A 25763-nucleotide genomic window follows, 5' to 3' on the forward strand; every position below is an offset into this window, starting at 1 on the left:
TTAGGCCTCCGGAGTTAGGGTACTGATAAGAATAACGTACATGATACTGCCAATAGGTATCAGTGCGTAGATTATCACATAAAGGAATACAAGTTGTGCATTTCCCATTATCGACATAATAGATATTACAACTACCAGGAACAAAGGACCGGCAACAAAAGCCGTTACATATGTCTCCCCCAGAAGACCAAGGGTTTCCAGGAATTCCTTCTGGTTCTGTCGGTTTTCCAGAATATATTGTTCAGTCTTTATTTCGAAATAAGGTTCAAGCTGGCCACCGGAAGTTACTACGGTGATCGCACCCTGCAGGAAATCCTGCAATGCCGTTGATGGTGTTGTAACAGAAAGGTTCTTCATGGCGGTCACAAGATCATGACCAAGTATTTCCAGGTCACGTACCAGATACCTGCATTCTACTGACATCTCACCGTAAATGTCATTGTTTGCAAGTGATCTGAAAAGGTCTACAGGAAGAACTCCTGCACCTGACATGGCTGACATATAGTTAACAGCATATGGAAGCATACTGTCAATTCTTCTTTTCCTGTCCCCTGCCATGATTGAAGGATAAACCAGGAATAGCTTATAAATTACCACGAAGACAAGGACTGTGAAGGCAATCCCAAAAAATATTCCAAGAACAATAGATTTGTACTGGAGATATGGTGCCATCCATCCGGGAAACATAATCCTTGTAGGACTGACCTCTGGAACCCCAAAGACAATAAACAGGAAAGAAACACCAATCAAGGCTATAAATGCACTCAGTATAGCACTCAGGAGTGCACCGGACATGTAGACATCAAAGGCCATGTCTACTCTGTTCTTAAGTAAACTATGACGAAGGCCGAAGAACTCAACCCTCTTTTTCTCATAGTATTTTCCAAAAAGGTTGTAAGCAAAGACAAAATACGGATTAGCCATACAATTCCTGCCTTACGAGTTTCATTATCATTTCCGGTTCACGGTTATAGCCCACAACTATCTTTGCAAAGTCTCTGAAGTGAGTGATGTTCTTGTCACGGGCCCATTCCAATATGTCCTGTCGTCGTTTGAGTTCATCACGGACTTTCTCTTCAGTCCATCCGCGGTTTTCCATAACACTTTCAATAATGTAAGAACGTCCGGAGTACTGGAACATGTCACGGGCTGCATCCCATACGAAAACATCATTTGTAAGCAATTCACCTGTTCTCGGGTCAACACCTACTATCTCAGTAAGACTCTTGCACCTTCTGACACGTTCTCCATCAACCTTGACCTGTACCTGGATAGCCACAAGATCGAGTGCCTGTATCATTATCCTTGGTACATTGATTGGTGGGTTTTCCAGTCTGTGTACTACAGATTGCACTGAATCTGCGTGCATTGTTGAGAATGTTGTGTGTCCTGTGGACATTGCCTGGAACAGTACATATGCTTCAGCTCCTCGAACCTCACCCACAAGGATATATTCGGGCCTTTGTCTCAGGGACGCCCTGAGAAGTTCATACATTTCAATGGAACCTTTGTCCTCTCCTGCAAATGCCTGTCTTGTAACGCCAGGGATCCAGTTCGGATGTGAAAGGTTCAGTTCTCTTGTATCTTCAATGGAAACGATTTTCATTTCCGGCTGGATGAAAAGTGAGACAGCATTCATGGCTGTTGTTTTACCGGATGCGGTACCTCCGGCAAAGATAAGACTTTTACTTGAATCCACAGCAAGCCACATATAAGCCATCATGGCTGTTGAGAATGTATGGAACTCTATCAGGTTTGCGGGAGTTATCGGATTATCCTTGAATCTTCTGATAGTAAAAGTACTTCCTCTGGTTGTGATCTCACGTCCAAGGGTCATCTGGATACGTGATCCATCCGGCATTGTTGCATCCAGCAGCGGCTTTGCAATAGAGATGTGTCTTCCGCATATCTGTGCAATTCTGATAGCAAATGAATCCAGTACCTCATCAGAAGGGAATTCAATGTCACTTGGGATTGAGTTGTATTCTTTATGATAGATATATACAGGAGTGTTAGGTCCGTCACAGGAAATATCTTCAAGATACGGATCTCTCATTAACACATCGATCTCCCCGTATCCTACATAGTCACGGACGATGTGGTATAATATTCTCTCACGTTTTCTCGGGGAAATATCAATTTTGAATTCCTGCAGGTATTTGACTACATTTTCTTTCAGGTAATCCTCTGCATTCCTGCGGGATATTTCCTTAAGATTTACATCAAGTGTTTCCACAAACTTCAGTTTTATTGTATCAAGGAGTTCCTGTTCCTTTTCCGTAAGTAAGGGTTCTATTGCCTGATACTGGTACTCATGTGATTCCGGGTCGTATGCTATTCTCACATAAGCATAGAGGGGATTAACCTCATACAGTTCCACTTCTCTGAAAGGACTGTCTGCAGGCATTGTAAGGTCTACTATTGGTCCATGCTCCACAACATTATATGGTTCCATGAGGGATTTATTAGATGAGAATAACTTGCTGATACGATCAATTATCGAAGAACCTTTTTTCTCTTCTTCAAATAATTCTTCTTCAACAGCTTCTTCACTAAATATATCGGAAACAGTATCCTTCCAGAAAGAATCCTTCTCTTCCTCAATGCCATCTCTGTATGAAGGAACATAAACATCATCTATCTTGCTTTTCAGACTATCGATACTTACTGGTTCGGCATCAGGCAGTATCAGGTCCGCAAGCTCTCCGATCACACTGTCATCGTCAACTTCCAGAATATTGTCGGCATTTTCTTCATAATCTGTCTCATGGTCTGTGCTTATTTCCTGAATTGCTATGTCTGGAGCATCATAGATTTCATCTCCTGATTCCCTGACAAAAGAACTCTCTCTGATTTCAGTAATTTCAGTCTCTTCGTCTGATTCTGCTAAATTGCCTTCAGTTATCAGATCCTCTGCAGGTACTTCGATGGGAGTATCATCCAGTATGATGACATTTTCCTCCGGCACAGATGAATGAATTTCATCCGCATCATCTTTTTTCTCAGTCAGATCCTCTGGATCATTATTTGTACTCAAATCACCATCCCCGGTAATCGTGGCCATTCAGGTTATATTCCAGATATAATGTTTCAGGCATTTTTTTCATAATTACACCCGGATCAGTTCCTGTTCTTTGCAAGGGAGAACTTTCTTGCTTTCTTTTTCTTTTCAGGTGCTTTTATGACCATTTCTTCCTCTGGTACTTTGATACCTGCGATTTCAGCTGCCAGACGGTTGAAGTTTCCAGAAACCTGTGAAGCAGGATACTTGATAACCACCGGTGCCTTGAAAGCCAGTGAATTTTTTACGTTCTTCTCTTCATTCATAGTTGCCAGTATCTTAAGCCCAAGAGTTGTTTCTACTCGCTCAGCACTAAGTTCGTTCTGGGTAACTTCGGTCCTGTTCAGCAATACACCTCTGAACTGTTTTCCCATATTGTCGGAAACTACCTTGATCTTCATTGCACCGGCAAGTGATAGTATGTCCGGATTAACGACCTGGATTATCTCATCTGCAAGTGATATTGCTAAAAGTGAATTCTTGCTGATCCCGGTGGGGGAGTCCAGTATAATATAATCGTATTTTTCTTTGACACTCTCAAGGATATCGCCGATAATGTCCATGTTCGCATTTACAAAACCCTGAAGTGAAATGCTTCCCGGGAGAATGTGCATGTTGTTTGGTCCGTCATAAATGGCCTCTTTAAGCTCTGCGCTGCCTGCAAGTACTTCATGAATACTTGCTTTTGAAGTTTCGAGTCCCAACATCAGCCCTATGGTGGGCATTCCTATATCAACATCGATGAGTAGAGTTTTCTTTGCAAACCCTGCCAGAGCGGCACCAAGATTTATAGCAGCCATACTGGTGCCTGCACCACCCTTCCCTGAGACGATTGTAAAAATTGTTGCTGTCATAAAATGCCTCTGTTAATGATCCCAATTGATGTACCTTTCAAGTGTAGATCGGTCTGGTTAATGTAACATTATATAATCACGACTAAATACTACTTATAAATATAAATACATATCTATATTATTTGTTGTAAAATTGTTCACAGAACAATAATTTATAGAATCATGACTCATTTTCCCATATGTCCAAATCTGAAAAAAATGACATCAGACTTTTCCTGTATCATGCAAAACAGTGTGATCCCAGGAAATGTACTGGCAAGAAAATGGCTAAATTCGGACTTGTGGATCTTTCTGAAAAAATCGGAAAAATCCCATCAGGGTCAATATTACTTGATCCTATGGCAGAAAAGGCTCTCTCACCGGAAGACAATGTTAAAAAAGGCATAACAGTACTCGATTGTTCATGGGAGGAAGTCGAAAGAGTGTTCCCTCATCTCCTTAAAATGAGACTGCAACATCGGGCACTGCCCTATCTTGTGGCTGCAAATCCGGTTAATTTTGGAAGACCATTCAAACTGACCTCAGTGGAAGCATTTGCTGCTGCACTTTACATTCTTGGTAACAAGGAGCAGGCTGAACATATAATGTCAAAGTTCAACTGGGGACACACGTTCCTTGAGCTCAACCATGAGCCACTTGAAGAATATTCAGGAGCAAAGGACAGTAAGGATATTTTAAGGATACAGAGCGAATATATGTAATACCGGATGTGATTATATGATTCAAATAGGAGTTATTGGGGCAGGTTCATGTGACGGGGCATTGAAAAAGATTGCTGAAGAAGTTGGTGCTGAAATTGCCAGAAATGGAGCAATACTTCTTTGTGGCGGACTCGGAGGAGTAATGGAGGCATCAGCAAAAGGTGCTAAAAATGAGGGAGGTACAACAGTTGGTATTCTCCCTGGTGACAGGCGCAGTGATTCAAATAATTACATGGACATTGGGATCGTAACTGAAATGGGGCATGCCCGCAATGTGATAATCGCACGTTCGTCAGATGCGCTGATCGCTGTTGGTGGTGAATATGGTACGCTTTCAGAGATTGCTCATTCACTTAAAATGGGAAAAACAGTTGCAACTCTTAATTCTAAATGGGAGATTGAAGGCACACTCAAAGCAAAAGATCCAAAAGATGCGGTCAGGATTGTCCTGAACGGCATCAGCAAATCATAATCCTGATTATTTTTTCCTCTGATTTTGGAATTACGATCAGATCTCAAGATCAATTCCTATCGGGCAATGATCAGAGCCCATTACGTCCGGAAGTATGAATGAATCTTTGACGTTGTCTTTGATATTCTCACTAGCAAAGAAATAGTCAATTCTCCAGCCAACATTTCTTTCCCTTGCTCTTGTCCTCATACTCCACCAGGTGTAGTTCTCAGGTTCTTCATTGAAAATCCTGAAAGTGTCTACATACCCGTTGTCAAGAAGTTTGTCAATCCACGCGCGTTCCTGAGGAAGGAAACCTGATATCTTTTCATTCTCTTTTGGTCTTGCAAGGTCGATTTCCTTGTGTGCGGTATTCACGTCACCACAGACGATTATTTTCTTGCCTCTGGATTTGAGGGTGTTAGCATATTCAAGGAAAGCATCGTAGAATTCCATCTTATAGTCCAGTCTTTCAGATGATGCTTTTCCATTTGGGAAGTAAATGTTAAAGAGTACGAAATCTCCGAAGTCAGCTATTTGTGTGCGTCCTTCACTGTCAAATTTTTCTATTCCGAAACCGCACTTTATATCCTCTGGCTCTTTTTTAGTGTATAGTGCAACACCACTATATCCTTTTTTTTCAGCAGATGCAAAGTAGTTGTAATATCCGCCAGTTTCAAGAAGTCCTGCAGGAAGTTGTTCCCTGCGTGCTTTTGTTTCCTGGATGCAGAGTATGTCAGGCTTTTCTTCATTGAACCAGTCAAGAAAACCCTTTTTATGAACCGCTCGTATGCCATTTACATTCCATGAAATTATCCTGATCTTACTCATTTTATTTCTCCGGGATTTTTGATATTATTTGCTAACTTATCTGTTAAGTAGCTTGCTCAAAAACATGTGTTTCTGTTTGCTGAACCGGTTTTTGTGCATTGCATATGTGTAATATATAGTTCTAAATAGTTCTAAATGCTAAATGAGAAAAAAGCTTAAATAATAATAATTATTATTTAGTGTTTGTTCTTACATTGGATATGTTAAGAACAAGAAAAAGCGAAGAGTGTTCAAACATGAAAAAACCAGACATCAAATATACAAACCAGCGGATTGAGATCCTGGAATTCCTCAAGGAATTTGATGGTCATCCAACTGTAGATGATGTCTATGAGGGAGTAAGGCAAAAACTGACCCGCATCAGCAAGGCTACGGTTTACAACAACCTGAAATTCCTTGCTGAAAAGGGATTGATAAAGGAGGTGAATGTAAAGGGGGTTTCAAGGTTTGAATCCAATCTGATACCTCATCATCACACAATATGCCTCGAGTGTGGAGAAATAGCAGACTATGAATCAGAAGAGCTTAGCGATTACGCTATGAAAATAGCAGAACAGATAGATGACTTCAAAATAGAATCAGCAGACACTAACTTTTACGGAATTTGTAAGAAATGTATGGAGATGGAGTAATTATGGAAGAAGAAATAGTAACAATGCCACTTATCGGAGACGCAGCACCAAGCTTTAAAGCAGTGACAACTAACGGAGAAATTAATTTCCCTAAAGATTACAAGGGCAAGTGGGTAATTTTGTTCAGTCACCCCGCAGACTTTACACCTGTATGTACAACTGAATTTATGACATTCGCAACCATGCAGGAAGAATTCAGGGAACTGAACACAGAACTTATCGGACTGTCCATTGACAGTATCTATGCCCACATTGCATGGCTGCGCACAATCAAAGAGAAGATCGAATACAAGGGCATGAAGGATGTCGAAGTAACATTCCCTGTTATTGAAGATCTTAAGATGGAGGTTGCAAAGAAGTTCGGAATGGTACAGCCAAATGCTTCCACAACACAGGCTGTAAGGGCAGTTTTCATCATGGATCCCAAGGCAACGGTAAGAGCAATCCTCTATTATCCACTGTCCAACGGAAGGAACATGGACGAGATCAAGAGAATTATACTTGCAATGCAGAAGTCTGATGCAGAGAACATCGCAACACCTGCAAACTGGCAGCCAGGAGATGACGTGATCATCCCACCACCAGGTTCATGCGGAACTGCAAAGGAAAGGGTCGAGACCGAAGAAGAAGGCAAGTATTGCCTTGACTGGTTCATGTGCCTGAGGAAACAGTCTTAAATACGTACGAAACGATATATTCCAGAGGTGACCTATCATGGGAACAAAAGGTGTAGAAATTCTTGGATTAGATGTAAATGAGTTGATTGAGTTACTGAACAAGGCCCTTGCAGACGAATGGCTTGCATACTATCAGTACTGGGTCGGTGCAAAAGTAATCAAAGGTCCGATGAGAGAAGCTGCAGCAGCTGAACTCATTGAGCACGCAAACGATGAACTGCGCCATGCAGACATGGTTTCCAACAGGATCTTACAGCTTGGCGGAACACCTGTACTCTCCCCGCAGGAATGGGATAAGATAACAAACTGTGGATATGAAGCTCCGGAGGATCCATTTGTAAAGAAGATCCTTGAGCAGAACATCAAGGGAGAACAGTGTGCTATTCAGGTTTACAGCACAATCCTTGACAAAGTAAAGGACAAGGACCCTGTGACCTACGAGATCGTGTTACAGATACTCACCGATGAGATCGAGCACGAGGACGATCTGCAGGCTGTCATGGAAGATATCGAACTTATGCAGAGGAAAGACTAATCTTCATACGGATTAGAAGGATTTGGCATTTCCTGTTCATTTGAAATGGACGGGGAATGCATCATCTATTTTGTTTTTATTTTACTGTGCGCCAGTGCGCATGGCTGTTTTCGCTTTATATTGCCACTTGATGCTGTTTTCTCAAAAATGATCTCTGTTTGATTTGTAATTCATTTGCGATAGATATATTTAGAAGAATGTTTGTTAGATTTAATCATTAAATAACACTGTAAAAATAAAGATTTTCTATCGAAAGTATCGGATCAAATGAACATTTAATCATTTTGTTTATCACACTATTTCAAGATCTACGGAGATAACATGCATCTCATCATAGCAGAAAAACATATTGCAGCAAAAAGAATAGCTGCAATTCTGGCACCTAAAAAGGTAAAACAGGTTCGTGTAAGTGGTGTAGACACTTACGAATATGAATCTGAGGGGGAGAGAAAGGTATTCATAGGCCTTAGCGGGCATATTGTGAAACTGGATTTCCCTAAGGCATATAACAACTGGCAAAAGGTAGAGGCAAGTGAACTTATCGGGGCAGAAATAATCACAGCTTCAACCCAGGTAAAGATCGTATCCGCACTTAAGAAGCTGGGAAAAGAAGCTACAAAAGTCACGATTGCTACTGACTATGACAGGGAAGGAGAACTTATTGGTGTTGAGGCTCTTGACATTATCAAAGGCGTAAATGCTGATATTATATTTGAACGTGTACATTACAGTGCAATTACTCCTAAAGCCATTGATACTGCATTCTCGAACCCGACAAATGTGGATTTCAACCTTGCAGATGCAGGACATTCCCGCCAGGTCATTGACCTTGTATGGGGTGCATCGCTCACCCGTTATATTTCACTTGCAGCCGGTCGTCTGGGAAAGATGTTCCTGTCAGTAGGTAGGGTTCAGTCGCCCACGCTTTCACTTATCGTTGAGCGCGAAAAGGAAAGAGAGGCTTTTATTCCAAAACCATATTGGGAACTCTCAGCCATGCTTAAGAGCCAAAGCGGAGAGGAGTTCAAGGTCGAACACCGCACCAAAAGGTTCTGGGATAAAGCAGAGGTTGATGCGGCAATGGAAAAGATATCCATTGGAGACGATGCTCGGGTAACAGAACTTAAAACATCTAAAAAAACAGACAAACCTCCTACTCCTTTCAATACAACTGAATTTATCAGTGCAGCAAGTTCCATTGGCTTTACAGCAGCAAACGCAATGAGAATAGCTGAATCACTTTACACTAACGGTTTCATCTCATATCCAAGAACTGACAACACAGTCTATCCGGATACGCTTGATCTCAGGGCACAGATTGAGATTTTCAAGACCGGAGCTTTCAAACAGTATGCTCTCAAGCTGCTTGAAAAGAAAGAGCTTGTACCTACCAGGGGTAAGAAAGAAACAACTGATCACCCACCAATTTTCCCTGCATCACTTGCCAAAAAATCCGAAATGAACGAGCAGGAATGGAAACTTTATGAAATGGTTGTCAGACGTTTCTTTGCAACCTTCGCAGACCCTGCAATATGGGAGACTATCAGGTCAAAGTATGATATTGAGGCTGAGGAATTCAAAGCAAACGGTGCAAGACTTGTGGAACCTGGCTGGAGATGGTACTATCATTATAATGCACCTGAGGACAGACTGCTTCCAAAAATGGAAGAAGGGGATGTTCACTCCGTATTAAAGATTGATGTTGAGGCAAAAGAAACACAACCACCAGGAAGATACGGACAGGGAAGGCTTATCAGAATAATGGAAGAAATGGGACTTGGAACAAAAGCTACCCGTCATGATATTATCAGTAAACTTTACTCAAGGGCTTATGTACATGGAAACCCACTGCAACCTACTAAAACTGCCGTTGCGGTTGTAGACGCACTTGAAAAGTTCGCACCTACTATTTCCAAACCGGATATGACCAGTAAACTTGAAGCTGATATGGACAGGATCGCAGAAGGTGAGATTCCGGAAGATGAGGTTCTGAACGAATCCAGGGAAATGCTTGAAGGGGTATTTACTGATCTTGAAAAGAACAAGGATGATATCAGTGAGTCTCTGCGCGCAGGTCTGCGTGAGGACAAGATAATAGGCGAGTGTTCGGAATGTGGTTCCAATCTTATGGTAATGAGATCAAAGCGCGGTGGCCGTTTCATCGGATGCGAGGGCTATCCTGATTGTAATTTCTCCCTCCCTCTTCCAAGGTCCGGCCAGGTAATTGTAACGGATAAAATGTGCGAGGATCATGGTCTTTACCATATACGTATTATCAATGCAGGTAAAAGACCATGGAACCTTGGATGTCCTGAGTGTAACTTCCTTGAATGGCAGAAAACACAGGAAGAAGAGAAGAAAAAACAAAAGGAAGAATCTCCTGATAAGGAAAAGCCAAAGGCACTCAAAGATATCTCGGGCATTGGTAAGGTCACCGAAGAGAAACTAGTGGATGCAGGTATTTGCAGTGTGGATGAGTTATGTGAAGCTGATGCCCTGGAACTTGCAAAAGTTACAAGTATACCTGTCAAGAAAATAAAGACGTGGCAATCTGATATTTTCTAATGGGAACGGGTTTAACATGGAACTGGAATTTAAGGGTGCGTGCAGGGAGGTCGGAAGATCGGCCGTCCTTGTGGACGAAAAGGTCATGATGGATTACGGAGTTTCTCCGGGAGAACATATTAAGTATCCTGTGAACGGGTCCAGGCCGCAGGCAATTCTTGTTTCACACGCGCATATTGACCATTCAGGTGCTGTTCCAAATCTTATGGACCTTGAACCCGATGTTTTCATGACTCCACCTACTTTTGATCTTTCACATATGCTTGCACAGGATACTCTCAGGATCGCTGAAAGGGAAGGCGAGATGCCTGCATATGATTCCATTGAGCTTTCAAAGTTTGCTCATAACACTAAACAAATTGATACCGGTGTTCCATTTCATACTCATGGATATGATGTCGAATTCCTTGATGCAGGACACATACCCGGTGCTTCTTCGATACATCTGACAGACAAAGATAACAGAAGCCTGTTCTATACCGGTGACATCAATACAGCCGACACAAGACTTGTCCCGGGAGCTGTTGATTTTCCTGATTCTGACATACTTATTACTGAAAGCACATATTTCGGAGATGAACATCCGCCCCGAAAGGAAGTTGAAAACCAGTTCATAGATTCCGTAATGGATACTCTGGATATAGGTGGAACTGTTATTGTTCCTGCATTTGCCATCGGCAGGACGCAGGAGATACTAATGCTGCTGGATGCACATGGTATCAGGGCTTACGTGGATGGGATGGGAGTCAGGGCATACAAACTGATGACAAAACATCCGGAATATATCCGAAACCCTACTCATCTTAAAAGGGCATTTGATAATTCCATTGCAGTAAAAGGAAGAAAACGTGACTCAGTACGTCTGGAATCATCTGTTATTGTTACAACGGCAGGTATGCTGAACGGTGGTCCTGTATTGTATTATATCAGCAAGAAATTCAAAGACCCGAAATCCAAGATTATACTTACAGGTTACCAGGTCGAGGGTACAAATGGCAGGATGGCTATGGATAACGGTATAATTGAAAATGATGGGGTTATCCAGCACCTGAAACCGAAGATCGAGCAATATGATTTCTCTGCTCATTCAGGCGACAAAGAACTTAAGGAAATGGTTAAGGATTTCTGTGACAGGGGAACTGAGCATGTGTTCACAATGCATGGTGACAACTGTGAAGGATTTGCTGACTGGATCAATGAAGAGGTCGGTGTGAAAGCTTTTGCTCCTGAGATAGGAGAACGGTTTAGCGTATAAGAATCAAATTTTGTATAAGTGTTGCAATTTCTGTAATCTCTTGTTTTTTACAGGCATGAGGGATCTGAACAGCTAATGTCTTCATTCATCTTTTTTGCTTTTGACATTGCAGCTTTCAGGTTCTCTATTGCATCAATGTGTTCAGGGTCTATTTTAAGTACCCTGTTGAAACACTCGACAGCATCTTCATATTTCCCAAGACCAAAATAAGCAAGACCTTTTTTATTCCACACAACGGCAAACTTGTTGTCAAGTTCGATCTCCTTGTGGACCTTACTATAACATTTAATTGCTTCATTGTGCTTACCCATTACTCCGAGAATGTCTCCTTTGTTTACCCAGGCATTCTCATTTGATGGATCTATTTTGAGTATTCGGTTATAACATTTAATTGCAGCTTCACAGTTGCCGATTTTAAAAAGGATAGCTCCCATGTTACACCAGACATCGACATCTTTTTTATTAAGGCGAACAGACCTTTTGAAGCATTCAAGAGCTTCGTCATCCATTCCAAGAAAAGAAAGTGCTATTCCTTTGTTATTCCAGACCAATGCGAGTGCTTCATTACTCCATAGCTCAGGGTCCAGATCTTCATATTCAAGTATAAGTGAAAAATATTCTATTTTTTCTTCCGGATCTTCTGCTTCAAATGCTAATTTGAACCATTCCTCCGGCGTATCAGAATCCATTCAACCAACCAACTCCAGAATAATGTAATATCCTGAAATGATATCACATTTGCGTCAATCTATATTCACTTTTTACTTTTCCTTAATGTACATAACATATTAATTAAGTTATCGAAATTATTCGGAATCTAGTTATGAATATATTACATAATCAATAAAAAATATAATTTAATATGACCATAAAATACAAACTGTGATTAGTTTATTCCTATGTTTGGTTGACACATATATCAACTGGAGCATTGCGAATTTCATCAATATGCATCAACTTGTTCGCATCAATTCCCACAAGACACATGCCCTTTTTGTCCATTGACCATACATGAAATTTTTCTTTCACATCCTCAGGAATTTGTTCAGATGGCAATTCCTCTGGTTTGATGCTACATTCCTGCAGACCCGGATACTCGTCAGGATTCAATTCCATGATAGCGATAACTTTTTTCAGATCTGATAATAGAACAGTGATATCTTCATGGTCCCAATTGCGTATGCGCTCACAGATAATAGGTAGTAGTATTTTTGCAACACCTGAATTTGCAAGAATCTTGCATGACAGACAAAGAGCAGCATTGTCATACTTTACATTGTCATTCGGTCCCCTAAAGCAGAAAATTCCTTCACTGACAAGTTTTTCAAGGTCAGGTGGAACTTCAGATTTTTTGATGGCATCTTCTACTGTTCTCACATCAAAATCATATTCCTCGGCAATTTTCCAGATGGCTTTTTCGATAACGATTCCATTGTCTATCATTCTGACACATCCTGCCGGCATAACATGCATATTGCCACTAATTAGTTTCTTTATGGTATTATTCCAGCTTCAGCATATCTGATGGTGTATTAATGTTAACAAAACTCTTAAAATCTTGGTCTATTGTCCTGATAATTTCGGATTCCAGATAGATAACATTATCCAGAAAAGATACCGGAGAAAGAATACTTCTGTTGCCCTCATTAAGAGCATTTTCTATTGCTTCAAGCATGGTGTCTCTTTTATAAACTGCATGTAACGGTTCTTTTGTACCATACTCGCTTATCGGTATCAGTGCATCATGTTCCCCGACCATGTTGAACATCATATCAATAAGCGCCCTGTTAAGATATGGCATGTCACATGCAACAGTAAAAACATATTCTCCGTAAGCTCTCTCAAAACCGGAAAGCATCCCTGCAAGAGGACCGGTATTTTTTATCCTGTCGGTTACCACTTTTCTGTTGTGAAGATAGGAAGAGAATTCATGAACCTGTTCTTCATCTCTCAGGGATATTATCACTTCATCGGAAACATCATCCAGAACAGATAATGAACGCTCCAGAAGTGTATTATTTTCAAACATCATAAGGGCTTTTTCCCTGCCATTCATCCGGGTACCCAGTCCTCCAGCAAGCAGGAGTGATGAACGCTTTATCATACAAGTCCTCTCCTGCGCTCACTTCTGTATTCCTCAAGAATTGACTGGAACTGCTCCTGCTCTTTTTCCCGGAGACGCTCTTCAGCTTTTTCTTTCCATTTTTTGATGGATTCATCCAGCATATCAGGATCAACTGATGCCAGGTCTCCAACACGGTGAACTCTAACGTCTTTCAACACCGGGATCTCGTTATCATAAAACGCTTCCAGCGCAGCATGCGGCATATCTTCGGATATCAAAACAGCTTTAACTTTTGATTCTGACAACAGTGATGCAGTAACAGGCCCGCCTCCACTTGGATCTTTCAGGAACACCACATCATTCTCCTTGATCCCATAAAGTTCTCTTGTGTGCTGTATTGCTTCTTTTGTAAAGGCAGATATCACTTTTACAGGCATGCCTTCGCCTTTCACTTCTTTTTTGCGTATCTGTTTCAGGCGCTTGTTCTGCCTGCGCTGGTTCTTGAGATTCTTCCTGCTTTTTGCAAGTTCTTTATTCAGGCGATTTATCTCGTTATCCCTGATCTGTATCTCTCTTTCCCTTTTCACCTGTTTGTAGATAGAATTCTTAGTTTTGTTGATACGCATCTCAAGTTTCTCTATATTTTTATCCTTCTGCCCTGCTTCATATTTCAATTCTGATACATAATCTTTGAGCTGTTTGATCTGGGCATTCTTTTGCCGGAGTTCCTCACGTAGTTTCTTTACCAGTTCATCAGTTTCTGTAAGTTCTTCTTTGGCAGGCTCTGGTTCCGGTTTGACAAGGACCTGTATCTTTGACTCAGAAGCTACTTTCTCGATGGCTTCCTCAATGGAATCTCCATTAATTACATGGAATTTGATGCTGTCCGTATTGAGGTATTTAGGTGTTCTTTTTTCTACTCTGGAAAAGACATTCTTGTAGGATTTATATGTTGCAAGGGCTGCTGTAAGTGAATCGCGCTCATGGTCGTTGGAATAGCCGAATGTGCGTGCAAGAGCTATCTTTTCCTCTGCTCTTATCTCACCGCCGGGACTCCATATAACCGCGTTGAAACTGCGGCGTATCTTTTCTACTGCAGAAGGTGTGGGGTAAACATCTGTGGCAACAATTGCAGGTTTTCCGTATTCGGATATCATTCTGACAACTTCGTCGTGTGAAATCCCGCGAATGCTTTCCGAGAGCAGAAGTTCTCCATCAAGCGAAAGGATTGCAATTCCTACAGTTGTTCCAGGATCGATACCTACTATGGTGTATTTCCTTCCGGCTTTTTTCAGGGGCAGATATTGTATCTTGTCCCGTTCCACACTTTTAACAGTAACCTGCACATCAGCATTTGAAGACGGTTTTACAGGAACTCTGTCCCGACGTGCTTTTACTGTGAATTCCGACCTTACGTAACCGCCGAAACCTTCGGTAATGTGCTCGGTATATCTGTATCCGGTATCTCTGGAGAATTTACGCAGGATGCTCTCTATTTCCCTGCTTTTTTCTTTGACCGCACCGTGAACTTTCCTACGATAGCGGTTCTGGCTCCATCCGCCTCTTCCAAGGGAACGTGCACGGCTAACCTTGATGCGTGTAATATCCTCAAAAAGAGAAACTTCTTCTCCAACCCCAAGGCTTGCAAGTATGGCACAGGCCTCCGCTTCCTGGACAGGATCGAACTGATTAATTGAAAGTCCATGTTCCTTAGCTAGTCTGAGCAGAGGTTTCTGGTGAATTCCTCCGGTAACCTGTACAAGTCTGGTGTTGTCAGGGAGCTTTTCAAGAAAACGAATAAGACCTTTTTTGTTCGGTGCAAGCTCAAAAATGTTGTCAACTGCAATGTAATCCGGCCGGTCCTTGTTCAGCATGCGCAGTATCCTGTGAAGTCTGACCATGGTGTAATGACTGATTTCTCCGTCCCTTAGCACGGCAACGGCATATCGGGGAGCTTCCTGCGCTCTGGCTGATCCCTTTGCTATGTCAATGCCGTATATAACCCCGTTTTGCATACAATCTAATTTATGTTACTACTAAGATATATCAATGACCACTGACAGTTTCCAGCTTCAGCTCTGTATTATCTCTGACACTATCTCCCGGGAATCTCTGTCTATCCTGTATTTTCGCTTGAAGTGTTTCAGGACATTGGATACATCTCTTTCAAGCAGTTCCTCAGCATGTGGATGACTTATCTCAACATACTGTGGCCAGTCAATGAACTGAACTCCTCTCTCGTTCACAAAGATATTGTACTCACTGAGGTCTGAATGAATGTACCCTTTTTCATAGACAAGAGCTATCTGCGTTAGAATCTCATTAAGGAACCACTCCGGGTCTTCAAGTTTTGTTTTGTAGAGGAGTGTTCCCTTTGCCACATCCATTACAAGCGCATGACGGTTGTTGTCTATAAGTTTTGGAACGGATACTTCAGGATAGAGCTCTTTTAAAATGGCAGCCTCTCTTTTTGCAGCCAATCTTGCTGCATATATCCATGAAAAATGTTCCTTCCCTTCAAGGTGAGATCGTGTCCTTTTGACGGTCTTAAAACTGGTCCTGCCTTCCCTGTGGAACTTAAGAATGACGCCCTGAGCTTCGCCAAATGCCAGTTCAGGTTCCTTGACAGCCTCATGAACCACAGATTCCTTTCCGACACCAATCTCATCCCCAATGGCACTGATCGTCCCTCTTTTAACCAATGTGTTAAGAGCAAGTGTATCGTAGCCGTCAAAGTATATCTGGTAACCCTCGTATGGCTGGTTGGTGCCGATTACCATGTTGTTCCTGATGAGTTTTTTAAGTTTGAACTCAAGATCTGAGTGTGAAAGGCGCGTGTATTTCATTATATCTTCAGCAGGCACCCATTCAAAGTGCTTCATGCCTATTTCAATACCTGCAAGTATACGCAGGTCTTTACTGTCCAGTTCCCTGAATAACTTCACAACGTCGTCTATCATCTGAACTCCTAATTGCCGGGATGGTTTAGATTGTTTGTGGTTAGATTGAATCTATAATCCAAACTTCCCCCAGGCCTCTTCCTCAACCCTGCGAATCACTTCTTTAAGTGGCAGTCCAACCTTATCAGCAATCTTCCTGCAGTCCTCATACTCAGCAGAAATATGAAGCACTTCGCCTGTTTTATCCTGTGCGATTTTCACGGCACTGGTAAAATTCTCACCCTTAAGATGAATGTCAACACTATCCATTCTCCTGTCAGCAACAAAGCGGTGAGCCGTAGGAATCACACGAATTCCCAGTGTGCCGGTTTCTTTCATCATCTCTCTGGCAACACGTTCGCTGTTCTGGGATTTTGTGATAACTTTGATTATATGGCCTGATCTGCCTTTCTTCATAATTGTAGGAGTTATGGCAACATCCCTTGCACCTGCTGCGAGTAATTTATCAAACAGGTTTCCGAGAACCTCACCTGTTACATCGTCAACATTTGTTTCCAGAACTTCTATCTGGTCTTTGGTCAGGATATCGTCCATCTCAACAAGCATGCTTCTAAGGACATTCGGGTCTTCAGTGTCAGCATCGCCTGCACCGTATCCGATAGAAAGGATTTTTCCTTTTGGCAGATCATTAATGGGTTTTGCAAAATATGACAGCAGAGCGGCACCTGTTGGCGTGAGAAGTTCTCTCTTGCCGGAGCCATAAGATAAGAGATTTCCTGAACGCAGAATCTCCAGTGTTGCAGGTGCCGGAACAGCCATAAGCCCGTGTGCAGCCTTTACCTTTCCTCCGCCAACGTTGACAGGTGTGCAGAATATCGCTTCGGCACCAATCTCATGAATGGCTGCACAGGAGCCGATAACATCTGCAAGGGCATCATTCTGTCCGACTTCATGGAAATGAATTGTTTCAGGAGATTCTCCGTGTACTTTTGATTCGGCTTCTGCAATGATAGCAAAAACATCAAGAACACTTTTTTCGATATGTGGATGAAGTCCTGCTGACTTGATGATATCCACAAGTCCGGTGTAATGTCTGGAATGTTCCTTATGTGTTACATTGACCTTAACATCGGTAGCTGATATTCCTCTCTTATCAGCCCTGTCAATAGATACCGTTACATCAACTGCAGATTCGATAATCTCACGTATCTTTGTGGCATCCGCTCCAAGATCGATGAGACTTCCGAGTATCATATCACCGGCAGCACCGGAGAATGGATCGAATATAAGGGATTTCATTTTATTCATTCCAGATTATAATTTAAAATTTCAAACTTCAAACAAGAACGTTTAAGTATGTCACTTTTCAGTCATACTTTTCTTATTCGCTGTTCCTTGCTTCAGCAACCCTGTTTGCTATTCTCGCAGCAAAGGAACCAGCCACAAATCCTGCATCGATGTTTACAACTGAAAGCACGGAACATGACTGTAGCATTGAAAGTAGTGCAGCCTCTCCTTTTGCACCGGCTCCGTAACCTGTGGATACCGGAAGGCCGATAACCGGTACATCCATAAGACCTGAAACTACAGTTGGCAATGTACCTTCCCTTCCTGCTGCCACGACAATTGCATCCGGTTTCTTATCCTTAAGAACCTGCATTTCGGATACTAACCTGTGGAATCCTGCAACTCCGACATCATATATTGCGATTGTCTCACACCCCATCTCATGAGCAACTATCCTTGCTTCTTCGGCTGCATCAATATCAGCGGTACCAGCTGTGATTATTGCTACAACTCCTCCGGTTCTTGGAGCAGGAGTACCATTGTGGACCACAACACCTTTTGAATGGAGATCCCACTCAAGTTCATCGGAATTGAATATGGCCCTTATCATTTCCCTGTGACCATCATTGAGTCTTGTGATAAGCACTCTTCCGGTGGCATCAACCTGTGCCTTTGCAATTTCCACTACATCTGCCGGGTCTTTGCCTTCTGCAAGGATGGCTTCCATTATGCCTGTGCGATGCTTGCGGAAGATATCTATTTTGGCAATGTCCGTGACCGGAACATAGCCCATCGAACGAATATCGGATTCTGCAGTTTCGAGATCCATCTCGTTATTTTTCAGTCTGGTTAAAATGTTTTTGAGATTCATTTATCTCACTTCTGCATTGGATAACTAATATAATTAACTGAATGTGAAATTCAGAAAAGAAAAAAAAGAAATGATATATTGTTTGATTTAAAGTGTGGTTGAACCAAACAACATCTGCTTTTCTGCATCTTTTACAACTCCGGAATTATACCTTCTTGAACATCTCCTTTGCCATGGCAACCCTTTGCTCAAGGTCGGAACCTTCAAGTTCGCTAACTACGGAATCAAGAACATTTGGTATATCAATATGTTGTGGGCATTTTTCAAGACATTGTCCACATTGGACACAAAAGGATGCAAACTCTCCTCCACCTGCACCTACAGCACCGCCTACACGTGCAGCATACATAAATCTTAATGTTTCGGTGTCATCCTCCATGTAAAGGTTGTTGTACATTTCAAAACAAAGTGGAATATTCACACCTGCCGGGCAGGGCATGCAATATTGACAACCGGTACATTCTACCTTCATCAATTCACGATATTTATTTTCCACTCTTTTTACAAGTTGTAGTTCCTCTTCTGTAAGTGAATCTGGATGTGCATCTCCTGCAATCCTGAGATTCTCTTCAACATGAGATTCTTCGCTCATACCGGAAAGAACCACTGTAACTTCCGGATGGTTCCATACCCAGCGCAGAGCCCATTCAGCAGGTGATCTTTTTATAGTTGCCTCATTCCATATTTCTTCCACAGCCTGTGGTACAGTTTTTGTAAGGCTTCCTCCACGGAGAGGTTCCATTATTATGACACCAAGATCTTTTGAGGCCGCATATTCCATACCTGCTTTGCCTGCCTGATTCTTTTCATCAAGATAGTTGTACTGTATCTGACAGAAATCCCAGTCATAAGCATCAACTATGCGGTTGAAATCCTCTGATGCTCCGTGGAACGAAAAACCTGCATTGATTATGCGACCATCAGCTTTGGCTTTGTCAAGGAAATCATCTACACCTAATTTTTCAACACTGTCCCAAAGATCACCAACAAGAGCATGTATAAGATAATAGTCAATATGGTTGGTGTTCAGTTTCTTAAGTTGGGTATTCAGATAGTGGTCCATATCCTCACGTTTTTCTATAAGCCACGAAGGAAGCTTTGTTGCGAGCTTCACTTTCTCACGGTATCCATCGTTAAGGGCATGACCCAGGAAAGGTTCACTTGCTCCCATATGGTATGGCCATGCCGTATCAATATAGTTCACACCCTGGTCGATTGCATCACGCACCTGCCTGGCAGCCCTTTCTTCATCTATGCTACCGTCTTCTTTTGAGGCGAGGCGCATGCATCCAAATCCTAATATTGAAAGCTCGTCTCCGCTTTTTGGTATTTTTCTGTATAACATTTTAGTTCTCCTGAATTGTTAATTTTTATCTCTATCTTGATTGACCAATCACTCATTATTCCGTGAGAACTTAATTTTTAGTCAGATTTCCTGAATACTTTTTCATTGAGCATACTTGCAATCTCATGTATGTCACTGGAATGCGAAAAGGTACCTATGCGAATTTTCTTTGCGTCTTTATCGAAACATGTACATTCTTTTGTAGTCACTAAAATTGTCCTCTCTGTTTATTGTATTATTTTAAAACGGATTCATTTACACTTTCTCTATGAGTATCGTACCTGACATATTTTTGATATGCTCTTCTCCTGATACGACATTACCTAATTCATACAATCCACCTGCAGAGCCGAAGCTATCATAAAACATTACCACGTCTCCCCAAGGAGCATAATATGCAAGGGTTCCGGATTTTGCATTTGCCATTGGTGTGTTAGTTGTATCGAGTCTATTGGGCGGATAGAATGTCTTTTCATTATTGCTGAAATCTTCAACATCAACAGTTAAGGGCAATTGTTCATAGAGATCTTTTGCAGCTTTCCCATCATTAAGTTCAAAGATCGTTGTATTTCCATTTGCCTGAACACTGATCTGCATTTTTGTTTCCTCCTCTTTCTGGATAACTCCATCCTGTTCTGATTCTGATTTAACGCTGATGTTTCCTTGTTCTATATTATTTTGTTCAGCACATCCGATCGCTAAAAATACCAATAAAAATACTCCTAAACAAATTAGCATTCTTTTTGTTCTAGCATGATGTTCTGGAATAATTTCCATTGGTGATTCCTCAATTTGTTATGTTTCCTGAACAGACACATCTGCATTGTTTTATATATGTTTCATCACAGTTATCTGATCTTTGAATTTCTTCTTTTTTCAGTTCTGCCATGACTTCGATCACACATGAATCGTCTGTCAGTTTGTTATCATCCAATATCACTTCACCAATGGAATCAGCACTGATATGGCCACTACGTGGGTTTTTTACACTTGTTATAGGACCTGTAATTGTAGCATGAACATCACTGTATTCAAAAGCAAGATCGCAATCTATCATTTCGCAATCTTCCAGAACCAGATTTTTCGCATAACAAAGCGGTTGGGTTCCGATTATTTTGCAACGGACAAGTTTGAGATTCTCAGAGTACCAACCAAGGTATTCACCTTTTACGATACTGTCTGAAACTGTGACATTTTTGCTGTGCCAGAAAGCATCCTTTGTATCCAGCCGTGAATTGCTTATCTCGACATTTTCCACATACTGAAAAGAGTATTTACCATTCAATACGAAGTTATCAAGAAGTATGTCTGTGCTGTAGAAGAATGGATATTCAGACTCAAGTTCTGAATTCTTTATCGTTAGTCTGTGTGATAACCATCCAAACTCAGATGATACAATGTTTGAGTTTTCAATAGTGATATCCTCGCATTCCCGTACAGCTTTAATACCTCCCATATGACTATCTTTTATTGTCACCTGGTTACTGTACCATAATGCAGCACGGCATGTATCTGTCATACGGCTATTTTCAATTTGAGCGTCCCGAACATGCCAGAAAGGATAACGAAGTCTGAAGTCACAATCGTAAACGCAAATGTCTGCACTTTCCTTTAAAGCAGATTCTCCATCAGCAAGCCCATCAAAGGTACAATGGGTGATTGTCGCATTCTGTATGGCATACAGAGCACGCTCTTCATCCAATATCAAGTCCTTAAATTCATTAGTTTTTTGACTCATATTTTACCTTTTTTCTGTCCTTAATAAGAATTATTTTAACTTCCATAGGTTACAACTGACTGAACAGTCATTATATAATATGACACGTGCTATATAATATCTTTGATTGACTACTCACTCATATGTCTGTGTAAAATAAAATATCCATTCTATCAGGCAAGTTCTATCAAAATATCAAAGCTGCCATTCAATGAATCCATCGTGGATGGGTCACATTCAATAATACCAAGATTTACAAATTCACCATAGCAATTTTCTTCGTTATCAAACAGAATGGTGAAATAATCTCCATGAGTAGTAAAATCAATATCACCATTTTTCCATCCGGGGACCAGGTCTTCATCACCAAATGACAATGGTTCATCCATTACACCACAAACATCAAACTCATATCTGCTGGCATGGATTGTATAGGGTAGTCTGCTGATGAGTTCCCTTGCAGGTTCACTATTATTTAGTATTCCGGGAATGACCTTGCTACCAAAAAGCATGTTAATTTTTGTTCCGTTTTTTATTTCGCGAGTTGTCATATCCAGATCCTCACTTGTTAGTAATATATCAAAATAATTAAAAAAGGAAAAATTGGAAAAATAGAAAAATGATTTTCTATTTCGCCATTATACTTACTCGTTCAGGTTTTCTTTGAAGAAAGATTCCAATTTGTCAAATGGAATATAGTTATTATCTCCGCCATCGTACAGATCGATGTGTCTTGCACCTGGAACGATTACCAGCTCTTTAGGTTCAGCTGCTTTTTCGTATGCTTCTTCAGTATAGTATCTGGAGTGAGCATTCTCTCCCATGATGAAAAGAATCGGTCTTGGGGAAATTGTTTCAATGTAGTTCATCAGAGGGAAGTTCATAAAGGACATACCACTTGTAGCAGTAAATGCTGCTCCTGCATTTGGATGGAATCCTCTTTCCATTGCATAGTATTCAAAGAATTCACTTGTAACAGGATCCAGCACCTCCGGAATTGATGTTGCTGGTTCACGTGGGAATCCTTCAGGTACCAATGGACTTCCGTTCTCGAAGTCTATCCATCTTTGTTCAGCCATCTGGGCTAAAGATTCAGCACGTTGCTCATCAGTCAATGAATATCCGAATCCATCCCTGAACATGCTGCTAATATCATACATACTTGCAGTGGCAACTGCTTTTATACGTGGGTCAACCTGAGCTGCAGTCAGTGCAAATCCACCACTGCCACAAATTCCGATAACTCCTATCTTCTCTCTGTCTACAAAGTCTCTTGTGCCGATATAATCAACTGCTGCACTAAAGTCTTCAACAAACAGGTCAGGGGATGAGATATGTCTTGGTTCTCCGCCACTGTCTCCGTTATAGGATTCGTCGAATGCCATTGCAACAAAACCTCTTTGTGCCAGTTCCTGAGCATAGAGTCCTGCTCCCTGCTCCTTTACTCCACCATAAGGTGTTCCAACAATGATTGCTGGATATTTTTCGGACCTGTTTATGTCTTTGGGCACGTACAAATGACCTGCAACCTCGACTCCGAATTTATTCTTGAACCTGACTTCTTCCAGAATTACGTTTTCACTTAATTCGAATGTAAGATCTCCTGGATCATATCTTCCTTGTTCGTTATTTTCTACCATATTATCTTCCTCTGAATTTTCTTCTGTTTTTATGATTAAATTATTGTATTGTTCATCTGTAACGTCTCCAAACCACTCTGCAGCACCTGCAATGGGATTGGTGGTTACTCCTACATGTTCAAATGTACTATCTGCTGTTGCACCATGCCAGTGTATGACATCTGGTGGAATTTCAACAACATCCCCGGCTTTCAGTGATCTTGCTGGCTCACCTTCTTCCTGATAATACCCTTCTCCAATGGTAACGAATAGAAGCTGTCCTCCTGGGTGGGAATGCCAGTCGGTCCTTGCTCCTTCTGAAAATATTACGTTATATGATGGAGAGTTGAAAGTATCGTCAGTTACAAGCATTTCGACCCATACATCTCCTGTAAAACTGTCTCCAAGTGGACTTCCGGCAACATTATTCCCTCTTGGGAATATTGTGTCATCTTCAAGTTCACTATCAGAATCACTAATGCATCCTGTAGCAAAAATGAACATCAAAGAAAAACACAGCATAAGTAATCTGGTTTTATTATTTTTGGACATTGTTCATTCCAGCTTTTTGTAGTCTTCATCAGCTACAGGTTCAAGCCATTCTGCCGGGCCTGCGTCAGCGTTTGTCTCAACGGAAAGGTGTACGAACCAGCTGTCGTGTGCTGCTCCATGCCAGTGTTTTACATCAGGAACTATTTTCACTACATCACCTGCTTTAAGTTCCCTTGCAGGCTTTCCTTCTTCCTGATAGTAACCGCGTCCGCCTGTTACTAACAGAATCTGACCTCCGGGATGCTTATGCCAGTTATTTATGCATCCGGGTTCGAATGTTACATTGCCGATGGGACAATTGAATTCATTGTCTCTGTCAACCAGCATGCTGACCCATGCTTTACCTGTAAAATACTTGCTTAAAAATTCCGGAAGTTTTCGTCCTTTCGGAAAAATTGCACTTTCGCTTAGATCATTTGTATCGCTCATATTAAATCCTCAATTATCTTTTTCTGAAAGTTTTATGTAACTACAATCTTTATGATTGAGTAATCAGTCATCAATTTTGAAATGCCGTATTTTCAATCATTATTGCTGGAGAGTGACTAATCAGTCATTTATGTATTATCCCTACTAGTATATAAGGTTAAGCTTTTCAGAAAATAATTGAATGCAAATCTTAATAGAATATTTTCATTTTTTCTCGAATCAAGCAAGACATTTTGTAACTCTTTGCTTAGTGACGTTACCGGAAAATTTGCTGAACTGACATTTCTGTATCAAAAATTCCACCATGAAGTTGGAAGTGATTCCAGCTCAGAATCCAACAGAACTGTCTCACCGATCATTGGAGCAATTATGTCCACTTCTTTTTCATCTGCCTCTTCCAGCGCTCTTTCTATTGGTTCGTTCCAGGCATGATTTGCCAGCGTGAAAGCTCCCCAATGCATCAGCATCATAGTCTCACCGTTCACATCAAGATTGGCCTGTACTGCCTGTTCCGGAACCATATGGATCTCAGCCCATCTCTGGTCATATTGGGCACCTTCCATCAGGGTGATGTCAAAAGGTCCGTATTTGTTTCCAATCTCCTTAAAATGCGGACCATAACCACCGTCACCACTGGTATAGATTCGGTTTTCATTCCCAAGAATGACCCAACCGCCCCACAAAGTGGTATCAATGCTAAAAGGATCTCTTCCCGAGCTATGTCTGGATGGTGTCAGAGCAACAGTCAAGCCCTGATACTCCGTTTCTTCCCACCAGTTAAGTTCAGTGATTCTCTCTTCCGGGATCCCCCATCTGACCAGATGGGCGCTACATCCGAGAGGAACAAAGAAATGTGATACTTTACCGTTTAGTTGTACTATGGATTGGTAATCCAGGTGGTCGTAATGGTCATGAGTAATGAGAACTGCATCAATGGGAGGCATTTCATCAATAATATTCAACATGATGTCTTCATTATATTCATATCTGTTAATTCCCACAAACGAAACCGGTGAAGCAATTGGACTCAGCATAGGATCAAGCAATATCTTTTTGTCATCAATACTAAGCAGATAAGCAGAGTGTCCTAACCATGTCAAACTATCGTTTTTAGTGTTTATCTTGTTCCAGTCTATCGTAGAAACTGGGATCGGACCTGCAGGATCGCGGTCTGCGAGCTCGTAAACAGAAGGATCATTTACTGTTGGAGTATCTGACAAATCTACGAATACACTTGTAGGCAATTCATTCACAAAGTGTCCATCGACATAGTTACTTAATTGTTGATATGCTGCTTTTTGTTCTGTTGTTGGATCCCCGCCAAAAGCAGGGCTTACATTCATGAATATTATTATACCGGCACAAAATAGAAGCAAAAATAAGAATGAATGTAACGCAATCTTTCTGAGCTTAACC

General features: G+C 41.4%; 26 protein-coding genes. 7 read left to right on the forward strand and 19 right to left on the reverse strand.

Annotation, left to right across the window (positions count from 1 at the left end):
* Genes J2746_RS08230 through minD form a run of 3 tightly spaced genes read right to left on the reverse strand, consistent with a single transcriptional unit; the run spans nucleotide 1 to nucleotide 3915 of the window.
* Entirely contained in the window at nucleotides 1–924 is a 924-nt protein-coding gene (locus tag J2746_RS08230) for a type II secretion system F family protein (protein WP_209618956.1), read from the reverse strand.
* Nucleotides 917–3064 (reverse strand): type II/IV secretion system ATPase subunit, encoded by a 2148-nt coding sequence (locus J2746_RS08235; RefSeq protein WP_209618959.1) that lies wholly within the window; start codon nucleotides 3062–3064, stop codon nucleotides 917–919. Before J2746_RS08235 ends, J2746_RS08230 begins: the two co-directional genes overlap by 8 nt.
* Before the next feature lie 56 nt (nucleotides 3065–3120).
* The gene (gene minD / locus J2746_RS08240) at nucleotides 3121–3915 is read right to left on the reverse strand and encodes a cell division ATPase MinD (RefSeq protein WP_209618961.1); all 795 of its coding nucleotides are present in this window, start codon (nucleotides 3913–3915) and stop codon (nucleotides 3121–3123) included.
* Nucleotides 3916–4094: 179 nt separating this feature from the next.
* Between minD and J2746_RS08245 the strand changes: the two genes are divergently transcribed.
* Nucleotides 4095–4616 (forward strand): DUF367 family protein, encoded by a 522-nt coding sequence (locus J2746_RS08245; protein ID WP_209618964.1) that lies wholly within the window; start codon nucleotides 4095–4097, stop codon nucleotides 4614–4616.
* A gap of 16 nt (nucleotides 4617–4632) precedes the next feature.
* A complete protein-coding gene (locus J2746_RS08250) occupies nucleotides 4633–5088 on the forward strand; it encodes a TIGR00725 family protein (protein ID WP_209618967.1) in 456 nt (151 codons plus the stop codon).
* Nucleotides 5089–5124: 36 nt separating this feature from the next.
* Here J2746_RS08250 and J2746_RS08255 read toward each other — a convergent pair whose 3' ends face one another.
* Complete coding sequence (locus tag J2746_RS08255; protein WP_209618970.1) at nucleotides 5125–5898, reverse strand: exodeoxyribonuclease III; 774 nt, start codon at nucleotides 5896–5898, stop codon at nucleotides 5125–5127.
* 200 nt (nucleotides 5899–6098) lie between these two features.
* On the opposite strand from J2746_RS08255, the gene J2746_RS08260 reads away from it, so the two are divergent.
* The 5 genes from J2746_RS08260 to J2746_RS08280 all read left to right on the forward strand — a co-directional run bounded on the left by J2746_RS08260 (nucleotide 6099) and on the right by J2746_RS08280 (nucleotide 11562).
* Entirely contained in the window at nucleotides 6099–6530 is a 432-nt protein-coding gene (locus J2746_RS08260; RefSeq protein ID WP_245250051.1) for a Fur family transcriptional regulator, read from the forward strand.
* Nucleotides 6531–6532: 2 nt separating this feature from the next.
* Nucleotides 6533–7207 carry a peroxiredoxin gene (locus J2746_RS08265; protein ID WP_280921229.1) on the forward strand — a complete coding sequence of 225 codons (675 nt, stop codon included), beginning with the start codon at nucleotides 6533–6535 and terminating at the stop codon, nucleotides 7205–7207.
* Nucleotides 7208–7244: 37 nt separating this feature from the next.
* Nucleotides 7245–7742 carry a ferritin-like domain-containing protein gene (locus J2746_RS08270; RefSeq protein WP_209618972.1) on the forward strand — a complete coding sequence of 166 codons (498 nt, stop codon included), beginning with the start codon at nucleotides 7245–7247 and terminating at the stop codon, nucleotides 7740–7742.
* Between the two features lie 321 nt (nucleotides 7743–8063).
* Nucleotides 8064–10307: a DNA topoisomerase I gene (locus J2746_RS08275; RefSeq protein WP_209618974.1), complete on the forward strand. Its 2244-nt coding sequence runs from the start codon at nucleotides 8064–8066 to the stop codon at nucleotides 10305–10307.
* 16 nt (nucleotides 10308–10323) lie between these two features.
* Nucleotides 10324–11562, forward strand: coding sequence for an MBL fold metallo-hydrolase (locus J2746_RS08280; protein ID WP_209618976.1), 1239 nt, complete (start codon nucleotides 10324–10326; stop codon nucleotides 11560–11562).
* Between the two features lie 47 nt (nucleotides 11563–11609).
* Here J2746_RS08280 and J2746_RS08285 read toward each other — a convergent pair whose 3' ends face one another.
* The 15 genes from J2746_RS08285 to J2746_RS08355 all read right to left on the reverse strand — a co-directional run bounded on the left by J2746_RS08285 (nucleotide 11610) and on the right by J2746_RS08355 (nucleotide 25690).
* Nucleotides 11610–12251, reverse strand: coding sequence for a tetratricopeptide repeat protein (locus J2746_RS08285; protein WP_209618978.1), 642 nt, complete (start codon nucleotides 12249–12251; stop codon nucleotides 11610–11612).
* A 208-nt stretch (nucleotides 12252–12459) separates the two neighbouring features.
* Complete coding sequence (locus J2746_RS08290; RefSeq protein ID WP_245250052.1) at nucleotides 12460–13035, reverse strand: hypothetical protein; 576 nt, start codon at nucleotides 13033–13035, stop codon at nucleotides 12460–12462.
* Between the two features lie 28 nt (nucleotides 13036–13063).
* Nucleotides 13064–13666 carry a molybdenum cofactor guanylyltransferase gene (gene mobA / locus J2746_RS08295; protein WP_209618980.1) on the reverse strand — a complete coding sequence of 201 codons (603 nt, stop codon included), beginning with the start codon at nucleotides 13664–13666 and terminating at the stop codon, nucleotides 13064–13066.
* Nucleotides 13663–15642 carry a DUF460 domain-containing protein gene (locus J2746_RS08300; RefSeq protein WP_209618982.1) on the reverse strand — a complete coding sequence of 660 codons (1980 nt, stop codon included), beginning with the start codon at nucleotides 15640–15642 and terminating at the stop codon, nucleotides 13663–13665. The genes mobA and J2746_RS08300 overlap by 4 nt, the downstream gene beginning before the upstream one ends.
* A 57-nt stretch (nucleotides 15643–15699) precedes the next feature.
* Complete coding sequence (locus J2746_RS08305) at nucleotides 15700–16587, reverse strand: serine/threonine-protein kinase RIO2 (protein ID WP_209618984.1); 888 nt, start codon at nucleotides 16585–16587, stop codon at nucleotides 15700–15702.
* Nucleotides 16588–16638: 51 nt separating this feature from the next.
* Nucleotides 16639–17826 carry a nickel pincer cofactor biosynthesis protein LarC gene (larC, locus tag J2746_RS08310; protein WP_209619124.1) on the reverse strand — a complete coding sequence of 396 codons (1188 nt, stop codon included), beginning with the start codon at nucleotides 17824–17826 and terminating at the stop codon, nucleotides 16639–16641.
* A gap of 82 nt (nucleotides 17827–17908) precedes the next feature.
* Complete coding sequence (larB, locus tag J2746_RS08315; RefSeq protein ID WP_209619000.1) at nucleotides 17909–18685, reverse strand: nickel pincer cofactor biosynthesis protein LarB; 777 nt, start codon at nucleotides 18683–18685, stop codon at nucleotides 17909–17911.
* Nucleotides 18686–18830: 145 nt separating this feature from the next.
* Nucleotides 18831–20030 carry an aldo/keto reductase gene (locus tag J2746_RS08320; RefSeq protein ID WP_209619004.1) on the reverse strand — a complete coding sequence of 400 codons (1200 nt, stop codon included), beginning with the start codon at nucleotides 20028–20030 and terminating at the stop codon, nucleotides 18831–18833.
* A gap of 77 nt (nucleotides 20031–20107) precedes the next feature.
* Nucleotides 20108–20239: a hypothetical protein gene (locus J2746_RS14890; RefSeq protein WP_280921230.1), complete on the reverse strand. Its 132-nt coding sequence runs from the start codon at nucleotides 20237–20239 to the stop codon at nucleotides 20108–20110.
* Between the two features lie 46 nt (nucleotides 20240–20285).
* Nucleotides 20286–20807: a cyclophilin-like fold protein gene (locus J2746_RS08325; protein WP_209619007.1), complete on the reverse strand. Its 522-nt coding sequence runs from the start codon at nucleotides 20805–20807 to the stop codon at nucleotides 20286–20288.
* A 10-nt stretch (nucleotides 20808–20817) separates the two neighbouring features.
* On the reverse strand, nucleotides 20818–21768 hold the full coding sequence (locus tag J2746_RS08330; RefSeq protein WP_209619010.1) for a DUF3737 family protein: 951 nt from the start codon (nucleotides 21766–21768) through the stop codon (nucleotides 20818–20820).
* 152 nt (nucleotides 21769–21920) lie between these two features.
* Complete coding sequence (locus J2746_RS08335; RefSeq protein ID WP_209619013.1) at nucleotides 21921–22298, reverse strand: cyclophilin-like fold protein; 378 nt, start codon at nucleotides 22296–22298, stop codon at nucleotides 21921–21923.
* A 93-nt stretch (nucleotides 22299–22391) separates the two neighbouring features.
* Nucleotides 22392–23918, reverse strand: coding sequence for a dienelactone hydrolase family protein (locus tag J2746_RS08340; RefSeq protein WP_245250053.1), 1527 nt, complete (start codon nucleotides 23916–23918; stop codon nucleotides 22392–22394).
* Nucleotides 23919–23921: 3 nt separating this feature from the next.
* Nucleotides 23922–24347 (reverse strand): cupin domain-containing protein, encoded by a 426-nt coding sequence (locus tag J2746_RS08350; RefSeq protein WP_209619016.1) that lies wholly within the window; start codon nucleotides 24345–24347, stop codon nucleotides 23922–23924.
* A 290-nt stretch (nucleotides 24348–24637) separates the two neighbouring features.
* Nucleotides 24638–25690: an MBL fold metallo-hydrolase gene (locus J2746_RS08355; RefSeq protein WP_245250054.1), complete on the reverse strand. Its 1053-nt coding sequence runs from the start codon at nucleotides 25688–25690 to the stop codon at nucleotides 24638–24640.
* Nucleotides 25691–25763 lie beyond the last annotated feature (73 nt).

Source organism: Methanolobus bombayensis, assembly GCF_017873415.1.
GTDB lineage: Archaea > Halobacteriota > Methanosarcinia > Methanosarcinales > Methanosarcinaceae > Methanolobus > Methanolobus bombayensis.

Coding starts and splice junctions, on each gene's coding strand:
- J2746_RS08335 (WP_209619013.1), bottom strand. CDS start 22,298: ATGACAACTCGCGAAATAAAAAACGGAACAAAAATTAACATGCTTTTT.
- J2746_RS08255 (WP_209618970.1), bottom strand. CDS start 5,898: ATGAGTAAGATCAGGATAATTTCATGGAATGTAAATGGCATACGAGCG.
- J2746_RS08330 (WP_209619010.1), bottom strand. CDS start 21,768: ATGAGTCAAAAAACTAATGAATTTAAGGACTTGATATTGGATGAAGAG.
- J2746_RS08260 (WP_245250051.1), top strand. CDS start 6,099: ATGTTAAGAACAAGAAAAAGCGAAGAGTGTTCAAACATGAAAAAACCA.
- J2746_RS08285 (WP_209618978.1), bottom strand. CDS start 12,251: ATGGATTCTGATACGCCGGAGGAATGGTTCAAATTAGCATTTGAAGCA.
- J2746_RS08325 (WP_209619007.1), bottom strand. CDS start 20,807: ATGGAAATTATTCCAGAACATCATGCTAGAACAAAAAGAATGCTAATT.
- J2746_RS08355 (WP_245250054.1), bottom strand. CDS start 25,690: ATGAATGTAAGCCCTGCTTTTGGCGGGGATCCAACAACAGAACAAAAA.
- J2746_RS08245 (WP_209618964.1), top strand. CDS start 4,095: ATGTCCAAATCTGAAAAAAATGACATCAGACTTTTCCTGTATCATGCA.
- J2746_RS08290 (WP_245250052.1), bottom strand. CDS start 13,035: ATGCATGTTATGCCGGCAGGATGTGTCAGAATGATAGACAATGGAATC.
- J2746_RS08265 (WP_280921229.1), top strand. CDS start 6,533: ATGGAAGAAGAAATAGTAACAATGCCACTTATCGGAGACGCAGCACCA.
- J2746_RS08280 (WP_209618976.1), top strand. CDS start 10,324: ATGGAACTGGAATTTAAGGGTGCGTGCAGGGAGGTCGGAAGATCGGCC.
- larB (WP_209619000.1), bottom strand. CDS start 18,685: ATGAATCTCAAAAACATTTTAACCAGACTGAAAAATAACGAGATGGAT.
- larC (WP_209619124.1), bottom strand. CDS start 17,826: ATGAAATCCCTTATATTCGATCCATTCTCCGGTGCTGCCGGTGATATG.
- J2746_RS08350 (WP_209619016.1), bottom strand. CDS start 24,347: ATGAGCGATACAAATGATCTAAGCGAAAGTGCAATTTTTCCGAAAGGA.
- J2746_RS08320 (WP_209619004.1), bottom strand. CDS start 20,030: ATGTTATACAGAAAAATACCAAAAAGCGGAGACGAGCTTTCAATATTA.
- J2746_RS08250 (WP_209618967.1), top strand. CDS start 4,633: ATGATTCAAATAGGAGTTATTGGGGCAGGTTCATGTGACGGGGCATTG.
- J2746_RS08235 (WP_209618959.1), bottom strand. CDS start 3,064: ATGGCCACGATTACCGGGGATGGTGATTTGAGTACAAATAATGATCCA.
- minD (WP_209618961.1), bottom strand. CDS start 3,915: ATGACAGCAACAATTTTTACAATCGTCTCAGGGAAGGGTGGTGCAGGC.
- J2746_RS08230 (WP_209618956.1), bottom strand. CDS start 924: ATGGCTAATCCGTATTTTGTCTTTGCTTACAACCTTTTTGGAAAATAC.
- J2746_RS08305 (WP_209618984.1), bottom strand. CDS start 16,587: ATGATAGACGACGTTGTGAAGTTATTCAGGGAACTGGACAGTAAAGAC.
- mobA (WP_209618980.1), bottom strand. CDS start 13,666: ATGATAAAGCGTTCATCACTCCTGCTTGCTGGAGGACTGGGTACCCGG.
- J2746_RS08275 (WP_209618974.1), top strand. CDS start 8,064: ATGCATCTCATCATAGCAGAAAAACATATTGCAGCAAAAAGAATAGCT.
- J2746_RS08300 (WP_209618982.1), bottom strand. CDS start 15,642: ATGCAAAACGGGGTTATATACGGCATTGACATAGCAAAGGGATCAGCC.
- J2746_RS08270 (WP_209618972.1), top strand. CDS start 7,245: ATGGGAACAAAAGGTGTAGAAATTCTTGGATTAGATGTAAATGAGTTG.
- J2746_RS08340 (WP_245250053.1), bottom strand. CDS start 23,918: ATGTCCAAAAATAATAAAACCAGATTACTTATGCTGTGTTTTTCTTTG.